14 protein-coding genes are annotated in these 22,872 nt (G+C 68.2%); 8 read left to right on the plus strand and 6 right to left on the minus strand.

Going from position 1 to position 22,872, the window contains the following annotated elements:
• Positions 1-66: 66 nt before the first annotated feature.
• Positions 67-2,361: a 5-methyltetrahydropteroyltriglutamate--homocysteine S-methyltransferase gene (metE, locus tag IM660_RS01755; RefSeq protein ID WP_193497734.1), complete on the plus strand. Its 2,295-nt coding sequence runs from the start codon at positions 67-69 to the stop codon at positions 2,359-2,361.
• 174 nt (positions 2,362-2,535) lie between these two features.
• Positions 2,536-2,874, plus strand: coding sequence for a YtxH domain-containing protein (locus IM660_RS19795; RefSeq protein WP_193497735.1), 339 nt, complete (start codon positions 2,536-2,538; stop codon positions 2,872-2,874).
• Between the two features lie 79 nt (positions 2,875-2,953).
• On the opposite strand, the gene IM660_RS01765 is transcribed toward IM660_RS19795, so the two are convergent.
• The 3 genes from IM660_RS01765 to IM660_RS01775 all read right to left on the minus strand — a co-directional run bounded on the left by IM660_RS01765 (position 2,954) and on the right by IM660_RS01775 (position 8,594).
• Positions 2,954-5,278 (minus strand): TM0106 family RecB-like putative nuclease, encoded by a 2,325-nt coding sequence (locus tag IM660_RS01765; RefSeq protein ID WP_193497736.1) that lies wholly within the window; start codon positions 5,276-5,278, stop codon positions 2,954-2,956.
• Positions 5,187-6,125 carry an HNH endonuclease family protein gene (locus tag IM660_RS01770; RefSeq protein ID WP_193497737.1) on the minus strand — a complete coding sequence of 313 codons (939 nt, stop codon included), beginning with the start codon at positions 6,123-6,125 and terminating at the stop codon, positions 5,187-5,189. Before IM660_RS01770 ends, IM660_RS01765 begins: the two co-directional genes overlap by 92 nt.
• 192 nt (positions 6,126-6,317) lie before the next feature.
• On the minus strand, positions 6,318-8,594 hold the full coding sequence (locus tag IM660_RS01775) for a hypothetical protein (protein ID WP_193497738.1): 2,277 nt from the start codon (positions 8,592-8,594) through the stop codon (positions 6,318-6,320).
• A gap of 261 nt (positions 8,595-8,855) precedes the next feature.
• Between IM660_RS01775 and IM660_RS01780 the strand changes: the two genes are divergently transcribed.
• Positions 8,856-9,938 carry a VIT1/CCC1 transporter family protein gene (locus tag IM660_RS01780; protein ID WP_193497739.1) on the plus strand — a complete coding sequence of 361 codons (1,083 nt, stop codon included), beginning with the start codon at positions 8,856-8,858 and terminating at the stop codon, positions 9,936-9,938.
• A gap of 82 nt (positions 9,939-10,020) precedes the next feature.
• The gene (locus IM660_RS01785; protein ID WP_193497740.1) at positions 10,021-10,206 is read left to right on the plus strand and encodes a DUF1918 domain-containing protein; all 186 of its coding nucleotides are present in this window, start codon (positions 10,021-10,023) and stop codon (positions 10,204-10,206) included.
• 90 nt (positions 10,207-10,296) lie between these two features.
• On the opposite strand, the gene IM660_RS01790 is transcribed toward IM660_RS01785, so the two are convergent.
• Complete coding sequence (locus IM660_RS01790) at positions 10,297-11,373, minus strand: App1 family protein phosphatidate phosphatase (protein WP_193497741.1); 1,077 nt, start codon at positions 11,371-11,373, stop codon at positions 10,297-10,299.
• A 189-nt stretch (positions 11,374-11,562) separates the two neighbouring features.
• Here IM660_RS01790 and IM660_RS01795 point away from each other — a divergent pair, with 189 nt between their 5' ends.
• Together IM660_RS01795 and IM660_RS01800 are read left to right on the plus strand one after the other, a co-directional pair.
• The gene (locus IM660_RS01795; RefSeq protein ID WP_193497742.1) at positions 11,563-16,341 is read left to right on the plus strand and encodes an NAD-glutamate dehydrogenase; all 4,779 of its coding nucleotides are present in this window, start codon (positions 11,563-11,565) and stop codon (positions 16,339-16,341) included.
• Positions 16,342-16,400: 59 nt separating this feature from the next.
• A complete protein-coding gene (locus tag IM660_RS01800; protein WP_193497743.1) occupies positions 16,401-16,865 on the plus strand; it encodes a hypothetical protein in 465 nt (154 codons plus the stop codon).
• A gap of 96 nt (positions 16,866-16,961) precedes the next feature.
• Here IM660_RS01800 and IM660_RS01805 read toward each other — a convergent pair whose 3' ends face one another.
• Together IM660_RS01805 and IM660_RS01810 are read right to left on the minus strand one after the other, a co-directional pair.
• Positions 16,962-18,089, minus strand: coding sequence for a Dyp-type peroxidase (locus IM660_RS01805; RefSeq protein ID WP_193497744.1), 1,128 nt, complete (start codon positions 18,087-18,089; stop codon positions 16,962-16,964).
• Positions 18,086-19,369 carry a NosD domain-containing protein gene (locus IM660_RS01810; protein WP_193497745.1) on the minus strand — a complete coding sequence of 428 codons (1,284 nt, stop codon included), beginning with the start codon at positions 19,367-19,369 and terminating at the stop codon, positions 18,086-18,088. Before IM660_RS01810 ends, IM660_RS01805 begins: the two co-directional genes overlap by 4 nt.
• Positions 19,370-19,729: 360 nt before the next feature.
• Here IM660_RS01810 and IM660_RS01815 point away from each other — a divergent pair, with 360 nt between their 5' ends.
• Together IM660_RS01815 and IM660_RS01820 are read left to right on the plus strand one after the other, a co-directional pair.
• Positions 19,730-21,994: a sensor histidine kinase gene (locus IM660_RS01815; protein ID WP_193497746.1), complete on the plus strand. Its 2,265-nt coding sequence runs from the start codon at positions 19,730-19,732 to the stop codon at positions 21,992-21,994.
• Positions 21,995-22,678: a response regulator gene (locus IM660_RS01820; protein ID WP_193497747.1), complete on the plus strand. Its 684-nt coding sequence runs from the start codon at positions 21,995-21,997 to the stop codon at positions 22,676-22,678.
• Positions 22,679-22,872 lie beyond the last annotated feature (194 nt).

Genomic DNA, 22,872 nt, shown 5'->3' on the forward strand with positions numbered 1-22,872 from the left:
TCCAAGCCTCGAATGCCGAGCAACTCAGCGTTCGGCCCCCGGGATGCCAACCCCACCGGAGGATCCATGTCCCAGCCCACCCACCCCACGTTCCCCGCCGCCACGATCCTCGGCTACCCCCGCATCGGCCCGCGCCGCGAGCTCAAGCGGGCGCTCGAGTCGTTCTGGTCCGGCACCACCACCGAGACCGACCTCGCCACCGCTGCCGCCGGGCTCCGGGAACGTACCCGCACCCACCTGACCGACCTCGGCCTCGACCCGCAGACCGCGGCGATCCCCTCCGACTTCAGCTACTACGACCAGGTGCTCAGCACCGCCGTCGCCGTCGGTGCCATCCCCGAGCGGTTCGGGATCGACGCCTCGGCCTCCATCAACCTCGCCGACTACTCCCGGCTCGCCCGCGGCGACGCCGAGACCGCGCCGCTCGAGCTGACCAAGTGGTTCGACACCAACTACCACTACCTGGTGCCGGAGATCGGCCCGGACACCCCACTGCAGTACGTGCCCGGCTCGGGGCCGGTGGCGGAGTTCGTCGAGGCCAAGGAGGCTGGTGTGCACACCCGGCCGGTCGTCGTCGGGCCGGTCACGTTGCTTGCCCTGGCGAAGGGCACCGATCCGCTCGCCCGGCTGGACGAGCTCGTGGCCGCCTTCCAGAAGCTGCTCGTCGAACTGGCTGAGACGGGCGCCACCTGGGTGCAGTTCGACGAACCCGCCCTGGTCAGCGACAACGGCACCATCCCCGCCGCGCAGCTGAACGACGCCGCCGACCGCGCCTACCGCGCCCTCGCCGCCACCGCTGACCGCCCAGGCATCCTCGTCGCTGCACCCTACGGCGACCTCCGCGAACGCTTCGCCACCCTCGCCGGTACCGGCGTGGAGGCGATCGCCCTCGATCTGGTCAAGGGTGAGATTCCCGACGACGGCGCCCTCGCCCAGGCGCGTGGCCTCACCCTGGTCGCGGGGTTGGTGGACGGTCACAACGTCTGGCGCACTGACCTTCACGCTGCCGCCGAGCGCTTGCAGCGGCTGCGCACCGCCCACGATGGTCCGGTCAGCGTGGCGACGTCTACGTCGCTGCTGCACGTGCCGCACACGGTGGCCGACGAGACCGACCTGCCCGAGCAGCTGCGTTCTTGGCTGGCGTTCGCCGACGAGAAGGTAGGCGAGGTGCTGGCCCTGACTGCCGGACCCGAGGCCGCGGCGGAGGCGTTCGCCGCCTCGCGTACTGTCCGCGCGGACCGTGCGAGTGCCCCGGGTGTGCGCCGCGAGGACGTCCGACGGCGTACCGGCGCCCTGACGGCGGCCGACACCGAGCGGGCGGACGCCTCCGCCCGGGCAGCAGCCCAGCAGGAGCGCCTGAATCTGCCGCCGTTGCCGACCACCACCATCGGGTCATTCCCGCAGACCTCCGACCTGCGCCGGGCCCGGGCCCAGCGCCGCAAGGGTGAGATCAGCGACGAGCAGTACACCGAGGTGATCCGCGGCGAGATCGCCCGGGTGATCGAGCTGCAGACCGAACTCGGCCTGGACGTGCTCGTGCACGGGGAGCCGGAGCGCAACGACATGGTGCAGTACTTCGCCGAGTTGCTCGACGGGTTCGCCGTCACGCAGCACGGGTGGGTGCAGTCCTATGGGTCGCGGTGCACCCGTCCGTCGATCCTGTGGGGAGATGTCTCCCGCCCGGCACCGATGACGGTGGAGTGGACCCGGTACGCGGCCTCGCTCACCGGCAAGCCCGTCAAGGGCATGCTCACTGGCCCTGTGACGATCCTGGCGTGGTCATTCGTACGTGATGACCTTCCGCTCGGGGAGGTGGCCGACCAGGTGGCGCTCGCCCTGCGGGACGAGGTCGCGGACCTGGAGGGGGCCGGCATCGGCGTGATTCAGGTGGACGAACCGGCCCTGCGGGAGCTGCTGCCGCTGCGCGCCGAGCAGCACCAGGCCTACCTGGACTGGTCCGTGCGCTCGTTCCGGCTGGCGACCTCCGGTGCTGCCCCGCACACCCAGGTGCACACGCACCTGTGCTACTCCGAGTTCGGCGAGGTGATCGACGCGATCGACGGCCTCGGGGCCGATGTCACCTCGCTCGAAGCCGCACGCTCGGCGATGGAGGTCGTGCCCGAACTGGCGCAGGCCGGGTTCTCCCGCGGCATCGGCCCGGGTGTATGGGACATTCACTCCCCGCGCGTACCGAGCACCGAGGAGATCGTCGACCTGCTGGGCCGTGCACTGGCCGCGGTGCCGGCGCAGCAGCTCTGGGTGAACCCGGACTGCGGCCTGAAGACCCGCGGGTATGACGAGACCACGGCGTCGCTGCGGAACCTGGTGGCGGCCACTGAGCGGGTGCGCGCCGCCCTGTAGCTGCGATACCCCACGGCCGAACGCTGACCTGTTCGGCGTTTCGTGCTCGAACGCCGAGCAACTCAGCGTTCGGCCGTGGGGGTGGGTGAGTGTGGGGGAGGTGGGCCCTGGTGGGCGGGGCATGGCACCACGCCGCTAGGGTGGTGCGCACACCGAACGCAGCTGGGAGGACGCATGAACGGCAAGATCGCTTTCGTCATCGGCGCCGGTATCGGCTACGTACTCGGCACCCGTGCCGGCCGCGAGCAGTATGAGCGGATCAAGGGCGCCACCCAGTCCGTGTGGCAGAACCCGAAGGTGCAGGAGCAGGTCAGCGCTGCCGAGGAGCGCGTGGGCTCGGTGATGCGCGAGCAGGGTGCGCAGATGACTGACAAGGCCGCTCAGGTGGTCAAGGACCGGATCGCTGGATTCACCGGCAATGGCTCGGGTTCTGCAGCCAGCCCGGGGAGCACCCCTGCCGCCGGGGGCGCGACTCCCGGTTCGACGAACACCGAGGCGGACGACCGCGGCTGAATCGACGGTGCCGCCCACGGCTGGGCGCGACACCACAGCGGTCGCCTGCGCAGCCGGTTGAGACCAACCTCCCTCGCGCTCAGCGGTGGCGTGGCCGCCGCTCCCGGGCGCCATCACACAGCCGCAAGAACGCCCCCACCGCAGCGAGGTCCGTGGGGTTGGAGGGAATGCGGCGCGTGAGCGTGGCCGAGCGAATCACGATGGTGGCCCATCGTGACGCACCGATCGCCGCGCCCCAGCGCTCGACCGAGAGCAACTCCGCCAGGTGACCCCGCACGTCCTGTTGTGTGGAGGCGGCCAGTGAGCAGATCACGACGGCGGCCCGTGCGTTCCCGAGTTCGTCCACCGTTCCGATACGCACGTCAGCAAGGCCGCCATCAGCCTCACCCAGATCGCCGCCGATCTGTGCTGCCTGCTCGGCCGACGACGTCACCACCAGGATGTCCGATGCGGCGAGTGAGTGGCTCCCAGCCTCAGTGGTGAAGGCCCGGCCGATGAGAGACTCCACCTGCGCCACCACCTCAGCCGACTCTGGCGCCGACCGGACGCTGCTGCCATGGTGAGTGAGGTTCACCTGGTGCAGTCCCGGAGCCAGGCCATCGAGGCTGTGGACCGGCGAGGCTCCCGCACCTAGCATCGGCTGGGGTGAAGGCGCCCCGTCAGCGGGAGTGCCTCCCGCTCTGGCGGCACGACGGTCCGCCGGTGCGGACTCACCCTCAGCCTCCGTCGGAGCACCCACCGCCTCCGTCGGACCACCCACCGCCTCCGTCGGACCACCCACCGCCTCCGTCGGAGCACCCACCGCCTCACCCGGGCCGAGCGCCGCCCGCTGAGCGAGCAGCCAGTCCCGCAGGCGGAACGTGGACAGGCAGTCATACCGGTTGTAATCGGCCAGCTCGTCCAGCCGCTCGGCGAACCCCGTCTCGTCGCCGGCCTCTCGCAAGGCGCACGCCGCCTCGTAGGCGAGCACCGAGTCGGCGCCAGTGGTGACGCCGTCGTCGTCGCGGAGCATGGCGCCCATGTAGAGCGGTTCGAGCTTCTTCAGCGAGTACGAGGACTGCGAGACCCGCACCGACGCCTTCACCGTCCGGTACAGATCGACGAATACACCCCCGTCGAGCAGCTCGTTCACCTCCGCCACACCGACGTCGTGCCGCCGGGCCAGGGCCCGCAGCGTGTACTGCTCATACCCGGCGTAGTGATACACGTGCATCCCCGGGAATCGTGCGCGGCGCTCGCGCAGATAGGCGAGGAAATCCTCCAACGCCCGCCCCTCAGCGGACCGATCATGCGCCCAGAACGTCACGTACGATCCATCGGTTTCCATCAGGCCGAACAGGTACTCCAAACCCCAGACGCTCCGATCCGCGTCCACCCACAGCGGGTCGCCCTCGAAATCGAAGAACACATCGCCCGGATCCGGCGCGGGCAACTCGTCCAACCGGGCCCGATCCAGGGTCTCACTGAAGACCTGCGGCGCTCCCGCAACCGCGGCCTCCTCCTGCCGCCGTTGCAACACCGCCTGTGCGTGCAGGCCCGCCCACGTGCGGGCGTCCACCCCTGTCGGAGCCCGATCGGCCGCGGCGACGGCGTCGATTGTCTTCAGCCCTGCCTGGCGGAGGGCCTCCCGGTGCCGCGTGCGCACACCCCAGATCATCCGCACGTCCCGGGTGCGCTCGATCTCGGCCTTGCAGTGGTCGCACCACAGGCAGGCGGTGTACCAGTCCTCGCCCCAGCGCACCGGGCCGCCGTCGGCGTGGTGCCGATCGAGCAGTTGCTGTGTGTGCCTGCGCAGCTCGCGATAGACGGCCACACTCGCCGCCGTCTCGTGCTCGGTCTGCGAACCGTCGCCGAGAAGGAGGCGCAGATTCTCTGCGACCGGGACCTGCAGCCGTTGCACCTGATCGGCATAGGCAGCGAGCTGCAGTACCGCCTTCGGCTTCGCCGAACGCGCGAGCTTGGTGTCCACGACGGCGTAGCGCGCCATCTCGTCGACCTCCCCTTCGCGCACCAGGAAGTCGGCACGGCCGTGGAACCGGCCGTCGAAGAATCCACCCTGGTAGATCACGTCCGCCCCGGCGTGCATCGCGGCGACGGTCGCGTCCTGCTGACGAGCGAGAGCCGCTGGGGAGAAGTCCAGGTCGGCGGTGCCATCAGAACCCGGCACACGTTGGTCGCTGATCTCGACGACCCCCGCACCGAACCGCTCCTGATACCCGGCCAGCACCGTCGCCTCGTGCTCACGCCCCAGACGAGCGGCCCGATCGCGGAGGGGGTCCGTGCTCTCGAGCCTGGGCACCCGTCCCAGCCGTTCATCGAGGCGGCGCAGCAGCTGGAACTCGCACTCGTGGGCGATCGCCAGGTCGGTGGCGCTGTAGACGAGAGTGTCGCCGGTCAGGAACACGCGCGTCCCTCCTCTCCTGGCTCGCACCGAAGACCCGGTGCCCGTGCGAGGAGGCTACCGGCGCGGACCGACAGTGGGGGCAGCGGGCCGCCGACATCACCTCCTCACCCACTGCCTCGGTGTGCCCGGCTCCCGCGGCTCGCGCCGACGATGCACCGACTGGACAGTCCCCGCCCAGCACCTCCTGCAACGTGGCGAGCTCGGTCGCTGACACTCCCAGCCCATAGGCGTCCTTGACCAGGATCTGCTGGACCACGTACGCGCAACGGAACCCTCGGTTCGGCGGCAGCCAGCCCGCAGCGTCGGCGGCGCCCTTGGCCTGGTTCGCTGCGCCGTCAACGGGGATGAGGTTCGCCGGATCGTTGGCGAATGCCAGTGCGTGCCCTGGCAGCCAATGCGATGCTCCCTTCCGCCACGCATCCGCGAGCGCGACCACGTGGTCGATCTGAACCGCCGCACTGGTCGAGGGACCACGTCGGAAGTCGATGACATGGCCGGTGTACGGATCGTGCAGGCGCCCGGATTCCACGACGCAGTTCACGATCGGATCGCGCACCTGCGTGGTCAACCACCTCCCCAGCACGTCGTTGCGAGTGTCGCAGCCGTTGCCGTCCACGTCGGCCCACGGGTCGCCGAAGAACTCCCGTTCGTACTCGGTCAGTGGCAGCGGCTCTACCACCGCCAGGCCAGGTAAAGCCGCGCGAGCGGATTCCAGCGCCGCCGTGGGAACCGGCGTGGGAGTCGGTGAGGCCACCTGCACCCACCAACGGGGGACCACCCAACCGGCCGCGACGAGAAGGAGCGCCACCGCGACCACGGTGACACTGCGCCGTCGGGACCCTGCCATGAGCGACAGGCTGGACTACCGGCACGCGCCCTGCAGGCCCGAGAGGGGTGGGTTGTGGACGGAGCGTCCAGTGGGGGGTGAGTGCAGCAGGCAGGCGGCGGTCCGGACGACTCGGGGGAACGTCGTCCGGACCGCCTCTGGATGGTCCTGTGATCAGCTCTGATAGCTCAGTGGCCCACCATCAGCTGCCCATCAGCCCTGCCGTGCCCAGCGACGCCGGGAGATGACCGCCAGGAGCAGGCCACCGGTCAGGGTGACCAGTGCCAGTGCGGCCAGATCCAGCGATCCTGCACCGGTGGACGGCAGTTGTGGCCCGGCCGTCACTTGCGGCACCTGCGTCTGCGGGCACTCCGGGTCCGCAAACGTCACCTCGTACGTCGCCTCGGTCGCCGAGACGAGTGTCCACCCTTCCGGCCAGCCGGCGGGCATTCCCTCATGGTCCATCGGGGCGTGCCCGATCGGTGCTCGCGCGGGAAGAGCCCGACCACCGGAGGTTGCCGCGGTCGGCGCCATCATGGACTCGCCCGGGTCAGCCCACTCGTAGCCATCGGCGAGGGTGGCCGTGACCGTGACCGTCTGTCCCGGCTCGTACGGGCCGTCCGGGTCCACCGTGTAGGTGACCCCGGCCGTCTCGACCAGAGACAGGGTCGGCGGGGCGCCGGCTCCGTCGAGGCAGTCACCGTCATCGATCGACGGCGGCTCCGGCAGTGTCGGGATGCAGGCGACCTCCTCGAAGGTCACCTCGGTGACCGCCGTGAGATCGTCGACGACGGTCCACATGTCGTCGACGTCGCCCCAGACGTAGCCCTCGGCCAGCGATGCCGTCACCTCCACCGTCTGCCCGGACATGTACGGCGCTTCCGGATCCGCGGTGTAGGTGATGCCGGGTGTGTCTGCGAGGGTGAGTGCCGGGGGAACCAGGTGCCCGTCCGTGCAGATGGCCTGGGCGAGCGCCGGGGACTGCGGAGCGGTCTCCAGGCACACGATCTCGACCACAACCGACTCGGTGACCGACGTCTTGGCCTGCAGGAGCGTGGCGGTGTTGTCGAACGTGTGCTCCCCGCACTCGTTCGTCCCGAAGTCCGACCAGTTGAACGTCCAGTCGTAGGTGACCATGCCACCCTCGGGAGCGGTGAACGTCTCGTTCAGGGTGCCGTTGATGTCGCTGATGTCCTCCAAGTCCATCGTGGCGCCGAACTCGTTGTCCGGGTCGCCCCAGGTGATAGCAGCTGGCGCGGGGTCGTAGCTCGCCTCGGCGGTGAAGATGCTCACCACGCTCTGGCCGGTGACCGCGCTGCCGACCTCCTGGGAGTACGTGCATGTGACGCTCTCGCCCGGGTCGAGCGTGGGTGTCAGCGGCGCGCAGTCGAGGTCAGGGTGGTAGTCGCCCTCGCTCGTCTCCAGCACGTGCGAACCATCGAAGGTGGCGGTGGTGTCCCCGGTGTTCTCGATCCAGATCGTTCCCGAGACCACGTGGTTGAGATCGGTGTACCCGTCGTAGCCGACGTCGATCGTCCACATCACCGTGCCGCTGGTCGGGCCGTGCTCCTCGTGCGGGTACAGCGTGAGTTCGGTGACGTCGGCCCACTTGTCCAGCGTCCAGTGATGGGCGCGATCGAAGCTGGTCTCCACCTCCTGGGTGACGGTCAGCTCTTCCTCCTCGCTGTAGCAGAACGTGACGTGGCTGATCTCGTGCTGGCCTCCGATACTCCGGACACCGCCTGACCCGCCCGCGAGCACGTGCGAGTCGGTGCTGGCCTTGACGAGAATCCCGTCGACTGCTGGATCGGCGGTGAAGGAGAAGCTGAAGCCGCTCGTGAAAGTGACGCTCAGCGCGACGTCGAGGTCACTCGGCTCCCACGGGCCGGTGGGGTAGGTGTAGCTGCCTTCACCGGTGTCGAGCTTGACCCCGTAGTCGAAGCCAGCTGCCTGACACTCGGCTGTGGGATTCCCGCTCGGCGGGTCGATCTCCTCGATCTCCTCAACCTCGATCGCCTGCAGCTCCGCGTCCTCAGTGGTCGCTTCCTCGGTACCGCGGGCTTCGGGTGCCTGCGCCGCACCGGACTCCTCCTCGACGGCCGGCTCGGGTTCACTGTCCGGCTCTTCAGCCGGCTCCTCGGCCGGAACCTCCTCAGCGGGCGGTTCCTCGGCTGGCTCTTCGTCCGGCGGCGGTGCTGCGGGCTCTTCTTCGACGATGGGCTCGGGCTCCTCGGCCGGTGGCTCTGGTGCTGGGGGCTCCTCCGCCGGAACGGACTGAGGCTGCACTGCCTCCTGCGTCTGCTCCTCGGTGGATTCGGTGGTCGTAGCGGCGCTCTCCTCGGCGACGACCGCGGGCTCCTCACCCGTGGTCTCAGCCCACACCGCGCTGGCCCCGGCGGTCATGGCGAGGATCGCTGCCATGGCACCGCCGAGGAGGACTCCGGCCGGACGGCGACGGGCCGTGCCGGGACGTGAAAATGCGTGTCTCATCAGGTCTCCTCAGGACGTGATCTCGTCCGCCGGAACGGTTGGCCGGTGATAGGGGCCGACGTCCAGCAGGCACTGTCCTTCGCATAGTCCTCTCGGCATATGCCCCGGATACATGCCGAAAAGTCGCTACCTGGGTGATCTTTGAACGGCCGCGCAGGGTGAAGAGGGTGATGGTGCAGGGTGACGTATGCCACCGACCAGCGCGTTCGTTCCAGGGCCTCGTCCTGGCCCGGCGATCAGGAAGGCTGGGACACTGGAGTCATGACCGGATCCGTCGTCGACGAACAGCCTCAGCGCGCTCAGGTGCGCCGCTGGCGCCGCTACCTTGCCGAGGAGCGCGCCGAGGCAGCCGTGTACACCCAGCTGGCTGCTCGTCGCGAAGGGGAGGAGCGAGAGATCCTGCTGGCGCTGGCGAGTGCCGAAGGCCGGCACGCGGCCCACTGGGAGCAGCTGCTGGGCGACCAGGTCGGCCGGCAGCGCCCACCGTCATTGCGCTCCCGGCTGCTGATCAGCCTGGCCCGCCGGTTCGGGTCTGTCTTCGTCCTCGCGCTCGCCCAACGAGCCGAAGGCCGGTCCGAGTACGCCGGCGACGACCACGCCACACCGGCGATGGCAGCGGACGAACGCATCCATGAAGAGGTCGTCCGATCGTTGGCGATGCGCGGCCGCGCCCGGATGTCCGGGACCTTCCGGGCGGCCGTGTTCGGCATGAACGACGGACTCGTCTCGAACCTCGCCCTCGTCCTGGGTATCGGCGCCTCCGGAGTCGGGACGACCGCCGTCCTCGTGGCCGGTGTGGCCGGTCTTCTCGCCGGGGCGCTCTCGATGGGGGCCGGGGAGTACGTCTCCGTTCGCTCCCAACGTGAGCTGCTGGAAGCCTCCACCCCCAGCCCCCAGGCGCATGCCGCCGTCGGTGATCTGGACGTGAACGCGAACGAGCTGGCCCTGGTCTACCGGGCCCGGGGCATGTCGGCCGAGGACGCCCAAGCCCGTGCCGAGGAGCGGCTCGCCACCTACAACCCGACCGTTCCACCGCGGCGGGTGGCACCGCACTCGCTCGAGGAGATCGGTTCGGCGTGGCACGCCGCCCTGTCCAGTTTTGCCTTCTTTGCCTCAGGTGCGATCATCCCCGTCCTTCCCTACCTGTTCGGGCTGACCGGTTTGACCGCCGTGGCTCTCGCCAGCGGCATGGTCGGCCTGGCGCTCGTGGTCACCGGCGCAGCCGTCGGGGTGCTCTCCGGCGCCTCCCCGACCCGACGGGCGCTGCGGCAGCTCGCCATCGGATGGGGTGCTGCGGGTGTCACCTATCTCCTCGGGCTGGCGTTCGGTACCACGGTCGCTTGAGTACTCCCGCCCCGGTGGTGAGTCCGCCCGATCGGCGTGACACTGGTGGTGTCAGAACCACCGCTCACGACGGGAGGTCACGATGAAGGCTGCAGTGGGCGACCAGGTGGTCGTCGCGTCCGCACACACCGACGTTCCGGCGCGCGAAGGGGAGGTCGTCGAAGTCTCTGACGACGGTCAGCCGCCCTGGCGCGTGCGCTGGGCCGAGGATGAGCACGAGTCCGTCTACGTACCGGGACCGGATACCTTCGTCCGGCGCCAGGAGTAGCGCGAGGGCGCCCGCTGACCTCTCACCCGCTGGTGGCTCGACGCCTGTCTGACCTACGAACGGCAAGCTGACCCACCCGACGGCGGTCGCTCAGTCCGCCCTCGGTGTGTCAGGTGGCGTGGGGTTGCCTGCCCCGCCCAGGACGGCGCTGAGTTGCGGCGCAAGGTCGAATCCATCTGCGCCGCTGACCTCCGGTGCCGGACCGGAGCGACCCCGCTCCCCGGGTTCGACGCTCGGCAGCGGGCTACCGTGGGCGAGCACCTGTTCGCCGGGGGTCAGCTGGCGGATTGCGATCGCCGCGACTCGGCCCGGGTAATCGCGGGCGAACTCCCGGTAGATCGAGGGATCGTGCTGGCCGTCGTCACCTACCAGAACCCACCGCATGTGGGGGAACTCCGCGGCCAACCGGCGTAGCGCCACGCGCTTGTGCTCCTGCCCGGAGCGGAACCATCCGGTATTGGTCGGCCCCCAGTCGGTCATCAGCATCGGGCCGGCCGGGAAGGCGTGGCTGCGCAGGAACTGCACCAGGGTCGGCATGATGTTCCAGGCCCCGGTAGAGAGGTAGAACAGCGGGGTGTCCGGGTGCTCGGACTGCAGCCGCGTGTACATCTGCGCCATACCAGGCACCACGTGCCGGGCGCTGCCGTGGCGCACGAAGGTGTTCCACAGGGCGATCAGCGGTCGTGGGACGAGCGTGACGAGAGCGGTGTCGTCGATGTCGCTGACGATCGCGAGCGAACTGGACTCATCCACGATCCGTACCCGCGCCGTGGTCGGCGTGGCCGCCTTGGCCCGGACCTCGACGTCATGCCAGCCAGCCGGTAGATCGTGCCCGGCCACCACCAGATCCAGGTAGCCGCTGCGGTCGGTGAGCGCCTGATGCTCGACGCCCCCGACGGTGACGGTCACCGGGATGTAGGAGACCGGAGCGCTCAGGTAGGAGCGCCAGCCACGCCGCTCCATCAGGTCCTCGACCAGTTGGACCGGTCCCCGGGTGGCGAGCCGGGGCCGGGACAGCACCACCCGGGCGAGCACGCGGACCATGTCCCGGTTCCCGTAGCCGATATAGGAAATCGTGCGTGGTCGCCAGCCTCGCCTCCGGAGGAACGGGATGAGCCGGCGATGGAACTCGTCCTCGAAACGGGCGGCCACATGCGTCGAGGACATGACCCCAGGCTAGGGGATGGCCCATTGGCTCGCGGGATGAGGCGGACCGCGGTCGGAGTTCATCCCACGACGGCGCAACCCACCCGGCCGGGAACGTTCACCATTCGGCTGCGCCGCGTTCGCCCCGGGTGCATAGACTGCAGAGGCGTACGGCGTCGTACGACCATCGGTGAGGTGTGGAGGAGTTTCATGGGCGTGCCCGACCGGGACCGGGTGATGGCAGCGATCACCAGCCGAACCGACGACGATCTGGGATGGCTCGCCGAACGACTCCTCGAGCACGTCGCCACCGAGGATCTCGCCGAACGGAGGCCGGAGTCGGTGGCCGGTATGGTCGCCTCCATGCGCGAACTCGCGCAGACTCGCCGACCCCACGAGACCCTGGTCCGTGTCAGCCCGCCGGAGGGGGACGCCACACCCTGGTCACCCGCTCACACCATCGTCCAGGTGTGCACCGACGACATGCCTTTCCTCGTCGATTCGGTCAGTGCCGCACTCTCGACCGGTGGTCACCTGGTCGACCTGCTCGTCCACCCCACGATTGCGGTGCGACGCGACGAGAACGGGCACCTCACCCAGGTGCGCAGCGAACGTCCGCCCACGACCGCTGGAACGGTCGAGTCCTGGATGTTGTTCGCCGTCGAGCGGATGTCTGCGCAGCGACGTGCGGAACTGACCGAACGTCTGCAGGACGTCCTGCGGGACGTTCGGGACGCCGTCACCGACTGGGCACCGATGCGCCTGCGGTGCGAGGAGATCGCCCGCGAGCTGCAGGCCGGCGCACCGGTCACGGTCGACCCGGCCGAGGTGGAGCCCACCGAGACGTTCCTGACCTGGCTCGCACGTGACCACTTCACCTTCCTCGGCTACCGCGAGTACCGGCTCGAGACCGTGGACGGTGAAGACGTCCTGCACCCGATCGAGGGAACCGGCCTGGGCATCCTGCGCGACGCTCCGGAAGGTCCCGGCATCTACTCGCGGCTGCGCCCGGAGGCGCAGGCTGGTGCGCGCACCCCGCGGCTGCTGACCATCACCAAGGCCAACTCCCGTGCCACCGTGCACCGTCCCGTCTACCTGGACTACGTCGGCATCCGGACCTTCGATCCGGACGGCAACGTCACCGGCGAACGACGATTCCTGGGCATGTTCACATCCGCTGCCTACGCCGAGTCCGTGCAGCGCCTGCCGATCGTCTCGGAGAAGGTGCGGGGCGTGCTGGCGCTCAGCGGCTTCTCCCCGCACAGTCACTCCGGCAAGGATCTGCTGCAGATTCTCGAGGCCTACCCCCGCGACGAACTGTTCCAGAGTGATGCTGAGCAGCTGTGGTCCGTGGCCGAGCAGGTGATGCACCTGGAGCAGCGGCGCCGTGCCCGCCTGTTCCTGCGGCGGGATGAGTTCGGCCGGTTCGTCTCGGTGCTGGTGTACCTGCCGCGGGATCGGTACAACACGACCGTCCGGTTGCGGGTGGAGTCGATCCTGCGGGAGGCCTTCGGGGCCGAGCATGTGGACTTCACGACCCGGGTGAGTGACTCACCGCTTGCGCAGATGCACGTGGTGGTCCGGCTGCCGCGGGATGCCTCCATCCCGGACGTGACCGAGGCAGACCTGCAACCGCAGCTGGTGGCGGCTACCCGCACCTGGGAGGAGGACCTGCTCGAGGCGCTCCACGGTCAGGACGGCGAAGACTCCGCCGTGGCGTACGTGCGCGGCTTCCCGGAGGCTTACAAGGAGGACGTCGCACCCTCCGACGCCGTCGAGGATCTCGCCCGGCTCGTGGACCTGGCGGGAAATCAGACCCGTGTCCAGCTGTACACCCCGCCGGCCGGTGCGCCGACGCACCGGCGGATGAAGGTCTATCGCGCCGAGCCCATCGTGCTGACCGACGTGCTCCCGGCGTTCACAGACCTGGGGGTCGACGTGATCGATGAACGGCCCTACCGGATCGTCGACGAGTCGGAGCGGGTGCGCTACATCTACGACTTCGGCCTGCGCGCGCGGGGACGAACCGCATGGCCCGACGGCATCTCGGAGGCGTTCGAGGATGCCTTCCTCGCCGTGGGTGACGGCCGGGCCGAGTCCGACGGCCTCGGCGCCCTGGTGTTTGCGGGGCTCCAATGGCGCCAGGTGGCCGTGCTGCGGACCATCGCCCGCTACCTGCGGCAGGTTGGCTCGACCTTCAGCGTCGAGTACATCGAGGCGGCCCTCGTGGCCAACCCCCGCACCGCGACGGCGTTGGTGGGCCTGTTCGAGACGCGCTTCGACCCTGAGCTGGGCGGCGACCGCGAGGCAGCTCAGCAGGAGTACCTCACGCGCATCCACGCCGATCTCGACCAGATCGCCAGCCTCGACTACGACCGGATCATCCGTGCGTTCATGGGGGTCATCCGGGCGACCCTGCGCACGAGCTATTACGTGGCCGGCCCCGACGGTGGCCCTCACCCTCAGATCAGCCTGAAACTGCGCTGCGCGGAGGTGCCCGGCATCCCCGCCCCGGTGCCGATGGCCGAGATCTGGGTGTACGCCCCTCGCGTGGAGGGCGTGCACCTGCGGTTCGGCCTGGTGGCACGCGGGGGACTGCGATGGAGCGATCGGCGTGAGGACTTCCGCACCGAGGTGCTCGGGCTGGTGAAGGCGCAGATGGTCAAGAACGCCGTCATCGTGCCCACCGGCTCCAAGGGCGGATTCGTGGCCAAGCAGTTGCCGGACCCGGCGCAGGACCGCGACGCCTGGCTGGCCGAGGGCAAGGCCGCGTACCGGCTGTTCATCCACGGGCTGCTCGACATCACCGACAACCGCGTGGCCGGTGCGGTGGTGCCACCGGAACGGGTGGTCCGCCACGACGGCGACGACCCCTACCTCGTGGTCGCTGCCGACAAGGGCACCGCCACCTTCAGCGACATCGCCAACGAGATCGCCGCCGAGCACAGTTTCTGGCTCGACGACGCCTTCGCCTCCGGCGGGTCCGCAGGCTATGACCACAAGGCGATGGGTATCACCGCCCGCGGCGCGTGGGAGTCCACGAAGCGCCACTTCGCCGAGATGGGCCGCAACTCCCAGGCCGAGGACTTCACGTGCGTGGGCATCGGCGACATGAGCGGGGACGTGTTCGGCAACGGCATGCTCCTCTCGGAGCACATCCGTCTCGTGGCCGCATTCGACCACCGGCACATCTTCCTCGATCCCACTCCCGACGCCGCAGCCTCCTTCGCCGAGCGCCGTCGCCTGTTCGAGCTCCCCCGTTCCACGTGGGCCGACTACGACTCGGCGTGGATCAGCGAGGGAGGAGGGGTGTATCCCCGGACGGCGAAGTCCATCGAGATCACACCCCAGGTGCGCACCGCTCTCGGGCTCGCCGACGACGTGAGCGAGCTGACGCCGTCGGAACTCATCCACGCGGCCTTGCAGGCTCCGGTGGATCTGGTCTTCAACGGTGGAATCGGAACCTACGTGAAGGCCTCGACCGAGTCCCACGCCGAGATCGGCGACCGTGCCAACGACGCTATCCGTGTCAACGGTGCGGATCTGCGCTGCCAGGTGCTGGTGGAGGGCGGCAATCTCGGTGCCAGCCAGCTCGGCCGCATCGAGGCAGCACGCAACGGCGTGCGCATCAACACCGATGCCATCGACAACTCCGCAGGTGTGGGGACCTCCGACCGCGAGGTCAACATCAAGATCCTGCTCACCGGGGAGGTGAAGGAGGACCGGCTGAGCATCACCGGCCGCAATGAGCTGCTCGCCTCCATGACCGATGAGGTCGCTGAGCAGGTGCTGCGCGACAACTACGTGCAGAACGTCCTCCTCGGCAACAGCCGTGTGCAGGCACACGCCATGCTGACCGTGCACCAGCGACTGATCCACTGGCTGGAGGAACGGGGAGAACTGGACCGGGAGCTGGAGTTCCTGCCCAGTGACGCCGAGATCGCCGAGCGGGACGCCGCGGGTACGGGCCTGACGCGGCCGGAGTTCGCGGTGCTGGTGGCCTACGCCAAACTGGCGCTGAAGGCGGATCTCTCCGAGACGGATCTGCCGGACGGAGCCTGGTTCTCCCGGACCGTCACCGAGTACTTCCCGCAGCCGTTGCGCCAGCGGTACGCAGACGCGATCGCCGAGCACCCGCTGCGGCGCGAGATCATCGTCAATGAGGTAGTCAACTCGATGGTCAACCGCGGCGGGATCACCTTCGCCTTCCGTGCGACCGACGAGACCGGGGCCGATAGTGAGCAAGTGGCGCGGGCGTTCGTGGCGTGCCGGGAGATCTTCGACCTGGAGTCCTATGTCCAGGCCGTGGAGGCACTCGACCACGAGGTGCCCAGCAGTACGCAGACGCAGATGTACATCGACTTCCGCCGGTTGCTGGATCGCAGCTCACGCTGGCTGGTGCTGCATCGTGCCGAACGTGTGGACGTGGCTGAGGAGGTGGCCCGGTTCGCCGATCCGGTCCGGCGCCTGATCGGCCAGTTGCCGGAGCTGCTGCAGGGTGGGCATGCCCGGCGCTGCGCGAGGATGGCGGCCGAGTTCTCCGAGGCCGGGGTGCCCGAACAGCTGGCACAGCGTGCCTCGACGCTGCTGCCCTCCCTTGCCTTGCTGGACGTGGTGGAGCTCGCCGATCAGTGTGCCGAGCCGTTGGACGATGTGGCGGCGCTGTACTTCGCCGTGGCTGACCGGTTTGGTGTGGACGACCTGCTGAACCAGATCGGGGCGCTCGGTCTCGACGACCGGTGGGACGCCCTCGCCCGCGCCGCTCTGCGGGACGACCTGCTGGCTACCGCGCGGGACCTCGCCCGCACGGTGCAGCAGGCCACTCCCGACGGCGGAGCACCAGTTGCCAGGATCGCCTCCTGGGAGGAGGGGGCCGGTGCAGCGCTGGGGCGTGCCGAGCAGGCGCTGCCGCAGGTCACCTCGCTCGACGGGGCAGGTCTGGCGCCGTTGTCGGTGGCGGTGCGCGTGCTGCGGTCACTGGTGCGGTGATCGAGTCTGGACACGCCCGATAGATTGGCTGTGCCGGCGTCGACACGTGGAGGGAGACCATGGGGGCCACGAAGCGAGCGTTCCGGCGCCTCGACGGAGTGCGACTGAACCTCGCCGTCGACGGGATCGACACCATCACCGGCCGCCTGCCCGTCTTCGTGGTGGGCGGCCCGGACAGTGTGGTGCCGGCGTTGGCGGAGGCCCTCGGCATTGAGGACGCCGGGACATTCGACCCGGCCCAGCCGCCTGTGTTCGCTCGCACGGTCAAACCGCGCTTCCGCGTGGTACCGGCTGAGGGCGATCCAGGGCTGGAACTCCATCACACCAAACGCGGCACGATCCAGACCTGGCCCGTGGACCCTCGGGTGGTGGCTGAGGCGACGCTGAGTGGTCAGGCATTGCTGGTGCTCGTGGACATGCAGCACGGGCAGCAGCCGGCTGGGCTGATCGCACAGGCGCGCCGGCGCCCGGTGTATGCGGCGTGGATCGATGTGCTCAGCGAACGTTCTGCGGGTGAGGCGTGACGCAAGGCTGTCCCGCCCTCGGAATGCGGCGACGCCCGACCTGACCCTGATCGAGTACATCGGCACAGGAGCCGGAGCGCTCCGGACGTTGAGGAGTCACGTCTCCCAGGAACCGGGGACGAAGAAGCAGCCGGAGGCGTCGGTGATCGTGTGCCGGATGAGATCGTCCTGCTCATCGAGGCGGCGCTGTGTGGCGACGAAGGTCTCCGGGTCGCTCAAAAACGCCACGAACAGCAGCCCGGACCCGTCGGGAGTGTCGAAACTGTAGCTGCGCCGCAGCATCAGCGGACGTCCGATGTTCGCTGGATGAGCTCGACGCGCGTGGGCTGAGGCGGGGATCATCGGTTGACCGTCCGGGCTCTTCGCGAACAGGTCGATCTCGCTCATGGTCTCGCCGCCCGAGAGCGGCGCTCCGGTGTCGCGGCGGCGGCCGATCGCTCGTTCCTGCTCGACCACCGGGGCGGTCGTGAAGTCGCTCAGTATCGTCATCCGCCGGAGCACCACGTAGGTGTCCTGATCGGCTCCCGTCCACACACCTGCGGTGAGTTCCTCCTCAGTGCGCGGGGCGATGATGCCGTCGACGAAGCCGAGCCCCGTCCGGGTGGTGCCCTGCGGTGTGGGTGCGTCCCGGTACCCGGTGCTCTCCCAGACCAGACGCGAACCGGGCACAAGCGCGGTGAGCTGCGCGGTCACGTCCCGCACGGCCACGGCCGTTTCGGCGCAGACCTGGACGACCAGGTGGCCGCCGGTGCGCAGGTCGGTGGTGTCGCCGTCGAAGGTGGGGAGCTCGGTGGCGAGGGCCGCGCGTTCTGGCCAGAGGCTGCGCGCGTTATGAGGGTCGATCCCTACCGTGACCGTCACGTCGCCGGCGTCCTCGGTCGTGGTGGGGGTGGCGGTGGCGATGGTCCTCGCGGCGTCGAGGACGGCTCGCGGGCCGGTCGTGGTGAGTTCGAGGACGCTCACCTGTACGTGCCGTTGGGGAACGGCCGGGTGGGTAATACCAGGCTGTCCGGCACCAGGGGAGCTCCCACCGCTGGTGGTCGGTTCCGGGCTGTCCGTCGCCTGATCTGATCCCTCATCGCTCACCTCGCCACGCAGCACCCACCCACCGACGCCGGCGACCGTTGCCGCACCGAGCCCGGTGAGGAACTCCCGACGGCGTCTGCTCGCTCTCGGAGTCTCTACACCTTCCGCAGGGCTGGCCTCGTCGGGCGTTCCGGTCATGATCCCGCTGCGAGCAGGTCGGCCGAGGGGATGTCGATGCTCGTGACATCGGGGAGTTCGACGGCTTCGGGAAGCTGGCGCGGCTGCTCGTCAATGTCGGCGAGTCCGGGGCGCTCGTCCGGCCGGGCCACGTCAGCGAAGCTGATGCCGTCCGGTGCTGGTGGCTGGGTGTAGGTGCCGGTCGGGAGGGGTTCCTCGCACGCGATCGCGGCGATGCCGTCGGGGTCGGTCGTGACCTCGGTGCCGGATTCGATGCAGTTCCCAGTTCCGGGAGCGTGTTCGGAGGGGGAGTAGGCGATATCGAGGCCGTTGTCAGCCCAGGTGCCCGGTCCGATGGCGTTGCCGATCGGCGCGAAATCCTCCGAGGAGGTGATCCAGAGGCCGACGTTCTCATGGCCGGCGATGAGGTTGGAACGGATGTCGGCGTCGACGGCCCCGGCGAGCCCGATCCCTATCCCGAAGCCGCCACTGGCGTGGGTCGGAGTCTCTGCCTGGTCGTTGTCGGCGATGACGTTGCCCGCCACGTGGAGGGACTGGGTTGGCCCGTGGGCTTCGAGGTAGTTCGACAGCACACTGATGCCGACGCGGTTGTCGACGATGCGGTTTCCTGTGACGCTCACCGTGGAGGCGTTCGCGAGCTCGATCCCGACGGCGTTGCGGACCACCACGTTGCCGGTGACGGCGGCGTTGCAGTCGGCGCACTGACCGACGTAGATCCCCGAGTCCGAGCCACCGCTCGCGAGGTTGTGCTGGATCACGCCGCTGGTGCGATTGAAGGCGTAGATGCCGTAGAGGCCATTGTTGCTGGCCGTGACGTACTGGACGAGATAGCCCGGCACGGGCGGGGGTGCCTCCGAGGGCACGTAGCCGTCCGGACCGCGGGCGATTCCGGCGCCGCTGTCGTCGGTGACGCCGGTGATGAGCACGCCGTTCTGGAGGTAGTTGCGCACGGTGAGATTCTCGACCGTGATCCGCTCACCCGTTCCGACGATGCCGTTGCTGGCCGTGAGGCCGCCGTCCAGCACGACGTCGTTGCGGTCTTCGCCGCGGACGGTCACGTCGTCCGCGCTCACCTCGAGCGTGCCTTCGTAAGTGCCGGGGCTGATGAGGATCAGGCCGCCAGGGGCGACCATGGCGCCTGCCTCGTCGAGGGTGGCGTCGGCCGGCACGTGGACGACGGGCCGGGTCTGGGCCTCGGAATCGCCGGCGCAGGCTGACGTGGCGGCGAGAGCGACTGCGGCCACGAGGGCAGTGAGGGCGCCCTTGACGTTGAAAGTCATGGTCCGATCAGTTCTTCCGTTCTGGTCTGATGCACCCTGCGCAGGCACAGCCTCCCACTGCGTCACGTCCGTGACGAGGCCCGGGGTTCTATCGGTCGATAGTACGCGAGCGGGCTGTGTCACCCGTGCGGGGGTCATTTCGCGCGATCCACGGGAAACGTGATAGCCGGCTGATAGTCTCGCCGTGGTCGCTACAGCCACGTCGTCGTTCGTTCGAACCCGGTGACGTTGACGTCACGATCGGTTTCAGTTCGGTTGTGCGTGTCTCCCCAGACCTCTATGAAGCGAATCTCACGACTCCTTTCTCCCCTGGTGACGGACTTGAGTCTTCAGAATCCAGGCTGGGCTACGCGATCCTTGGTGTTGTCCATACGCCGGACCGTTCTCCTTGCCACAGCGGCGTGGCAACTCGTGATGGTGGCTGCGGCGATCCTGTCCCTGGGGCCCTCCGCGTGGTTGCTCGTAGCCGGCTACATGGCGCTGGCGGCCTATGCGCTCCTCGCATTGGTGCAGGCGCGTCTTCGGCCCGTCTGGTTCGTGCCGGCGATCATGGCATTGCTCGGTGCTGCTGGCTACATTGCCAGCGGGGACATCGGATCCATACTGGTCTTTGCCGCGTGCTGGCAGATCAACTTCGCGACCTGCGCGGCCGGGTTGCTCGTGTTCTCGCGCTGGGTCGTGCCAGCAGTTCTGGCGGCAGCGATCACCATCAGCGTTCTCCTCTTGCAATGGTTGCCCGAGTGGGGCACGCATCTTCCTGCTGCGATCTCGATGACGCAGGCGGCGATCATCGCCGCACTCAGGCTCGGCCTGCCGTCACTCCTCTCGCTCGCAGCCCACGCTGACGCCGAAGAGGCCGCTGCGGAGCGTGCGCGTGATCGCGCCGAGGTCGCGCATCGAGTCAGTGCACAGGTCGCTGAGGAAGCCCGCGTGCTGCATGACACCGCGATCAACACGCTCGGAGCGATCGCCAATGGTGGAGCCGGAATCAGGGACATTCACCAGGTCCGGGCCGAGTGTGAGCGGAACCTGGCCGTGCTTGAAACCCTGCGCGGAGATCAGGTCGCAGTGGCCGGTCAATGCGAATCCTTCCACGAGATCTTCGAAATTCCGGGGATCCCGATTCGTAGACTCGGACTCGGGGACGACGCAATAGAGCGTGTACTGCGAAGCGTCCCGGATTCCGCCGTCGTCGGGATGGTGCGCGCAACTCGCGAGGTGGTGATCAACGCGAACAAGCACTCGAAGGCGTCCCACATCGATATCACGATCGCCTGCGTCGAGGGTGCGTTGCAGGTCAGTGTTCTCGACGATGGAGTTGGCTTCGACGGCAAGGTGCCCTTGGGGAGGGGAATCGCGAACTCGATCATCGGTCGCAGTCGAGACAATGGATTCGTTGCTGAGCTCACCACAGCTCCCGGCGCTGGAACCGCGATCACGCTGACCGCTATGCCGCATGGCGCGAACCAGACTGATATCGGCGGGCCGGCACATGACGCTGTAGAGGAGGTCGTCGCTCGCCTCCACGAGCGGGCAGGGCTGCTGTGGAGCGTGGGCGTCACCGCGGTATCGGTGCTGCTCACTGTTGCCGGTGGCACGAATCACCATCTCGCTCTGCTCCCGATGGTTGTTCTCATGGGGTCGGCGTGTGCGGTGTCCTATGCGCGACGGAGCCGATTCCTTCCATGGTGGGGTTTGGTAGCACTAACCGTGTCAACGGTCGTCGTGTTCTTTCTCTCAGCAGCCGCCACACAGTTTGGTACGGACGGCGCGGTTCACTGGCAGGCTCTCGCCGCTACGGGCCCCTTTATCCTGCTGCTGTCCTCGCGAAGCTCTGGGCGGGCGGTGGTCGTGGCCGGATGCGCGTGGGGTGCATTCGTGGTCTGGCTGGCCACGCTCGTCTGGCCCGAGTCGACAACCGGTGCCATGATCTGCGCGATCGCCGGCGGAGTCGGGGGCGCGTTCTCGTTCGTCTGGGCGCGGTTCATGCGCAGTGTCGCCGTTCTCGGTGCCGACACCGCACATGCGCAGCGGCGCACGCTCCAGGCACAGCGCGCCACTGACGCCGATCGGGCCGCGCAGGAGACCTACCGTCGATGGGTCGCCGCCGGCCTCGACTCCGCCGTAGAACTCCTGCGGTCCATCGCAAACGGAACGCGCGACGCGCGGGCTGCGTCGACCCAGGAGGCCTGCGGAGCAGAGGAAGCCTACCTCCGCCAACTCATCCTCGTCAGTCCGGAACTCGTACACCTCGGGCGCGCGGTACTACCGACCCTTCGATACGCACGAGAACAGGGCATCTCACTGACCCTTCGACTGGGAGAGCAGGACGCCGCCGACCAGTCCAGTGCTGAGGCGATCTCCGCCACTGTCATGCGGGCACTGGAAGCATCGACACCGGGTGCGCACATTGTCGCCTCGGCTTTCCCGGTTCGGTCGGGAATCCAATTGACATTGATCGATGCCCCCGCCGAGGGTCCAGGGACATCGAGCGATGTAGGCGTATCTCACCACGCCATCCAAGGGGCAGGTCTCCGAAGTGTTCGGCAGTACATATTTCCAGCGGAATCTCGCAGCGGGCCGGTGCCGATCGCCATCGGACCTCTTGAAGAAAGGGTGAAGTAGATGAGCCAGAAAGAAAGAACGTACCAGGTCGCTATTGTCGAAGACCATCTCCTGCAACGTAAGCGCATCGAGGAGTTGATGAGATCACAGGATGAGTTCGAGGTCGTATTCAGTGGTGAGACGGCTCCTGCATTCATGTCCTGGCTGAACGACGCGAGCATAGACGAGAGCCCCGATGTTCTGATCCTGGATCTCATGGTCGAACGCCAGCCAAGTGTAGACGTTGATCTCGTCAAGACACTGCTGGCTGCTGGCTACCGGATCGTCGTGCTCTCTGCCCTCGCGTCGCCTCCGCTCGTACGCAGTATTGTACGAGCTGGAGTCAGTACGATTCTTGGTAAGCGTGACACGGAGGCCGACATCGTAGACGCCATCCGTGCCACCGTTCGTGGAGAACAATGGGTGACAGCCGAACTCGCGGCAGTCATCGCGGGCGACCCGGATCGCCCCAAGTTGAGCATACAGGAAGAACGTGCGCTTGTGCTCTACGCGACCGGCCTGTCGCTTGATGAGGTTGCGAGTGAGATGAACCTTCAACGCTACACTGCAAGGCAGTACATTAACCGAGTCAAGTCGAAGTACGAAGCCGCCGGGATTCCGGCGCGCACCAGGCTCGACCTTGGGCGCATCGCATGGAATGACGGATATGTCGATCCAATTCTCAAGCCGCTCGAACCTCAGTGACAATATCAAGAACGATCGGCTCCTTCGAGCTAACCTAGTGGCGAGGTCGGTCACGATCTGTCGAGATGGTTTAGAGATGTCGACGTGGCCTCATCGTCAATCGTCGGGCGCCACCACGTTCCGGGGATGAGCGGTATACCGGGAACTGGGTGGACTTGGCTCCGGCGGCAGATGACCCCCGTGCGGGGGTCTGT

Origin of the sequence: Ruania alkalisoli (assembly GCF_014960965.1) — a bacterium.
Lineage (GTDB): Bacteria > Actinomycetota > Actinomycetes > Actinomycetales > Beutenbergiaceae > Ruania > Ruania alkalisoli.